We start from the raw sequence: 2,256 nt of genomic DNA on the forward strand, positions 1-2,256 counted from the left end.
TTGTTGTTCAGTTCCCGAAGAAAAGATGAATGGAAGGTTGAGAAATACCTAGTTTAAAAGATGAAAGGTGAATTTGAAGACATCATAGACTAAAGAAAAAAAATCATGAATTAAAAGAAACCAGTGTTGAAGAAGCAGTTCAGAAGACAAAAATAGTACAGAAGAAATAGAAAAAAAGTAAAAATGCCTTAATGAAAACAAAGAAACAATTGAATCTACCAATAAAAGATTATCCAAGTCAAAATATCTATCTGTGCGATAACTACTTTAATTTTAAAGGAGCTGACAGTCTTATTGCTGGCTTTATTAGCTATATATGCACTTTACACAGGTACTAGGATTATCACAGCAATTTTGATAGCTGCTATACAAATATTGTCATTTCCATAAATACTTGTTTCCCTTGCTCCAGCGCTATCTTTACGTTACAAATGTTTATTTATTACAGTATACTTTCTTTTAAAGGAAATTATTCCAGCTATAGGAATTTTGTTTTAATACTAATTTGTTAGTAGGTTACACACACTATTAGGATAAATATTGAAGCTGCTCATTTTTAGGGGATGAAATGAGCAAGTTTTCTCTTCATTGGTTTTCTTCAAATTTTAAATGTCAGTCCTTTTATTTTGTACATTAATCATACATTACATATTTTTTTTGGCATTATAGTGATACCATTTCTGAGTACGCAATATGGGGAGCTACTAAATCTGTCTTGCTCTTTGTAATGATATCTGTTTTTATTTGTCACTAGTACAGACTGGTTTTTTGCTAAATGTTAGAAAAAATATTAAATTGAAAAATAAAGAAAAGAACAGCAGTGCCGAATTTCATTAATTTTAATTAATAAACTATTTTAAAAGGATTTTCCAAAAGAAAATAATATAAAAATATTCAAAATTATTACATTATCAATAGCTCTATTATTGTTGTTGCATTTTTTCAGTATTTGAGTATATTTTCAATCAAAACAAAAAACAAAATCTTCAAAAATATTCCAAAACTTTAAAAAGTATTGGGAATATAACTATTAGTCATTGCTACTTTTAAAGTTTTGGAATATTTTTGAAGATTTTGTTTTTTTTTGTTTTGGTTGAAAAATGCCATCCAAATACTGAAAAATGCAACCATACCAACAATATAGAGCTAATTGATAATGTAATAATTTTGAATATTTTTATATTATTTTTCTTTTGGAAAATATTTTCTTAAAAATGAGTTTTCATTAATTAAATTAATGAAATTGTTCCACTTCCTCTTTTCTATTCTTTTTCTTTATATTTTTTCAATTTAATATTTTTTTCTAACATTTTGCTTAAAAACCAGTCATACTAATAATTATTAAATAAAAACAAGATATCATTACAAAAGGCAAGATTGGATTTAAGGTAGCTCCCATATTGCTTTGTGCTTTCCAAGAAAGTTCGGCAACTCCTATAATGGCAAAAAAAGAACTATCCTTAATGTTTGTGATTAATTGTTGCAAAATAAAAGGAACTGACCTTTTTAAAGTTTGAGGAAATACAATAGAGAGAAAACTTGCTTTTGTTTCATCCCCAAAGAATGAGCAGCTCAATTTGTCCTTTATCTAATAATTTAATATTTTGCATTAAAATCATTGTAATACTTGCTAAAGAATTAAGTATTAAAACAAAAATTCCTGCGTGTAAAGGATTAAGATTTTTTAAAAGAAAAGTAATACTGTAATAAATAAGCATTGCTTGAGCGGCTAAAGGAATGCCCTTTTAAGACAAAAAACAAAGCATTTATGGAAGTATTTAATATTTTTATTATAGCAACTATCAAGAAATTATTTTTGTGATAATCTAATTTTATATTTTTAATTAAAGTGCATATAATAGCTAATAAAAAAGCCAACAATAAGACTGTCAATAGCTAAAATTAAAGTAGTTTTGAGTCCAGATAAGATGGAATGGTTTTTTGGGCTTGGATGAAAATTTTTTGTTGGTGGTAGTTCAATTGTTTCTTTGTTTTCATTAAAGACTCATCTAGTCGTTTTTTACTTTTTTTCTATTTCTTCTATTTTATTTTATCTTCTGAACTAACTCTTCTTACTAGTTTCTTTTAATTCATGATTTTTTTTTTTTCTTTAAGTCTATGATGTCTTGAATTCGTTTTTTCATCTTTTTTTTAACTAGTCAATTTTACCAACGCTGCATTTATCTTTTTCTTAACAAATTTATTATTCTCCTGTCTTCATCATTTTTAGGAAAAATATTCACAGAACTGAGATAT

The 2,256-nt window shown here is 25.9% G+C and carries 1 protein-coding gene; it reads right to left on the reverse strand.

The features are described from left to right. Positions 1-1,315 precede the first annotated feature (1,315 nt). Positions 1,316-1,486, reverse strand: coding sequence for a hypothetical protein (locus ACEW7V_RS01490; RefSeq protein WP_374695653.1), 171 nt, complete (start codon positions 1,484-1,486; stop codon positions 1,316-1,318). Positions 1,487-2,256: the final 770 nt, after the last annotated feature.

The sequence above is a fragment of the Areca yellow leaf disease phytoplasma genome, from assembly GCF_041920595.1.